Origin of the sequence: Aeromonas sp. QDB56 (assembly GCF_027705505.1) — a bacterium.
In the GTDB taxonomy this organism is placed as follows: domain Bacteria; phylum Pseudomonadota; class Gammaproteobacteria; order Enterobacterales; family Aeromonadaceae; genus Aeromonas; species Aeromonas caviae.
This window is the reverse complement of record NZ_JAPDBZ010000243.1, coordinates 1-2366: the sequence shown is the minus strand read 5'-3', so window position 1 is coordinate 2366 and position 2366 is coordinate 1. Positions and strand designations below refer to the sequence as shown.

The 2366-nt window shown below is 60.5% G+C and carries 1 protein-coding gene and 1 pseudogene; one reads left to right on the top strand and one right to left on the bottom strand.

Annotated elements, in window-relative coordinates; genetic code table 11:
- The first annotated feature begins 44 nt into the window (after nucleotides 1-44).
- Nucleotides 45-926, top strand: coding sequence for a carbapenem-hydrolyzing class A beta-lactamase KPC-157 (locus OKB81_RS20055; RefSeq protein ID WP_259115967.1), 882 nt, complete (start codon nucleotides 45-47; stop codon nucleotides 924-926).
- A 249-nt stretch (nucleotides 927-1175) separates the two neighbouring features.
- Here OKB81_RS20055 and OKB81_RS20050 read toward each other — a convergent pair.
- Nucleotides 1176-2039, bottom strand: a pseudogene (locus tag OKB81_RS20050) (IS1182-like element ISKpn6 family transposase); the annotation flags it as partial.
- Nucleotides 2040-2366: the final 327 nt, after the last annotated feature.

Genomic DNA, 2366 nt, shown 5'->3' with positions numbered 1-2366 from the left:
TTTTTAATTTAACTAGCTCCACCTTCAAACAAGGAATATCGTTGATGTCACTGTATCGCCGTCTAGTTCTGCTGTCTTGTCTCTCATGGCCGCTGGCTGGCTTTTCTGCCACCGCGCTGACCAACCTCGTCGCGGAACCATTCGCTAAACTCGAACAGGACTTTGGCGGCTCCATCGGTGTGTACGCGATGGATACCGGCTCAGGCGCAACTGTAAGTTACCGCGCTGAGGAGCGCTTCCCACTGTGCAGCTCATTCAAGGGCTTTCTTGCTGCCGCTGTGCTGGCTCGCAGCCAGCAGCAGGCCGGCTTGCTGGACACACCCATCCGTTACGGCAAAAATGCGCTGGTTCCGTGGTCACCCATCTCGGAAAAATATCTGACAACAGGCATGACGGTGGCGGAGCTGTCCGCGGCCGCCGTGCAATACAGTGATAGCGCCGCCGCCAATTTGTTGCTGAAGGAGTTGGGCGGCCCGGCCGGGCTGACGGCCTTCATGCGCTCTATCGGCGATACCACGTTCCGTCTGGACCGCTGGGAGCTGGAGCTGAACTCCGCCATCCCAGGCGATGCGCGCGATACCTCATCGCCGCGCGCCGTGACGGAAAGCTTACAAAAACTGACACTGGGCTCTGCACTGGCTGCGCCGCAGCGGCAGCAGTTTGTTGATTGGCTAAAGGGAAACACGACCGGCAACCACCGCATCCGCGCGGCGGTGCCGGCAGACTGGGCAGTCGGAGACAAAACCGGAACCTGCGGAGTGTATGGCACGGCAAATGACTATGCCGTCGTCTGGCCCACTGGGCGCGCACCTATTGTGTTGGCCGTCTACACCCGGGCGCCTAACAAGGATGACAAGCACAGCGAGGCCGTCATCGCCGCTGCGGCTAGACTCGCGCTCGAGGGATTGGGCGTCAACGGGCAGTAAGGCTCTGAAAATCATCTATTGGCCCACCACCGCCGCCCTTGCGGGCGGCATGGATTACCAACCACTGTCACATTTAGGCTAGGAGTCTGCGCGGCAGAGCCGTGTGACCGGTTTTCTGTAGAGCACTGACGATGGCGGCGGCGCTCTCTGCAATTGGCAAGGCGTCGGCGCCAAGGATACCAATCTTGCGGCGCGCGGCGTGTTATGACGACTGGGGTGCATTTGAGCCGCCCCATTTAACCTTCGCCCTCACAGATACGCCATTCGCCTCAGATTTAGCGCCATGCAGACGAGCTTCCACTCGGCTTGCACCTTGTCCAGGCCCCTCATGCTGAACTGACGCAATCCCATCACCGCCTTGATCCAACCATTCGGAGCCTCCACGATCGACTTGCGCCGGCGGTAAGCTGCATCGCCTTGCTCCGTTTTCAATTTCGCCGCAATCGCCGCCGTATGCGGATGGGTCTTGGCATTGACCTTGGCATCTTCACGTCCCTCGCGGCCGAGGGCAACGATGACATCGCCGTGGTGATCGGCGACCTTTGCCAGAACAGCCTCACTACGGAATCCCGCATCCGCCAGCGTCTGGGCCGGCATTTCTCCGGTGTTGGCCTGAACTGCTGCCAGCATGCCCAGCAGCGCCTGACTGTCCGCGGCGCAGTTGGTCAACTCCGCCGCCACGATGATCTGGTGCTCGGCATCGACCGCTGTGTACCCGTTGTAGCTCTGCTCGGAGCCACCACCGGCGTGTTTCATGATCCGGCTGTCCGGATCGGTGAAGCTTTCCTGATCACGGTCATCCGGCACACCAAACTCGCGTTTGTACGAGCCACCGCCCTTGTCCGAGCCATCCGGATGGCGAGGCCGGCGGCCATCGTCTTCGCTGCGCCCCCGGGCCTGGTCCGCTTCACGCTGGCGCGCTTCCAGGCGCGCCTTTGCCGCCTGGATCGCCTCCAGGCGCTTCTCGCGGCGAGAAATCTCGGCAGGAATGTCCAGCTCCGGCTCGTTACGCTCCTGGTCGTCGGTAGCCTTGGCGCGATCAAGCAGCGCCTTGATCTCGCAATGCAATTCGTCCTCGGCCGGCTTCATGCGCTTATAGCTCATCGCCTTGTGGTCGCCATGTTTGGCGGCTTCGTATTCAGGTTCTTTAGAGAGATCCTTTAGATCGCCGTTCCTCACTACTGCCGGGAAGTCTCCCCAGGGAGCACGTTCGGCCTTATGTTCGGTCATGGTTTCAATCCCGGTCAGCGTCCCATATAGCCCCGAAACCTGCCAGGTGGGCCAAGATAGACCAGGCACCATAAGCAATAGGGCTAGGGTTGGTTTTGCTCACCCAACGCCTGAAGGTTCGGGTTCCCTTTCCGGGGTTCTAGGGATTTTCCGTCCAAAAACGACAAAGTGCTCTGGAGGCCACGCCGTCCGCGGCCTCCAGAGGGGTAT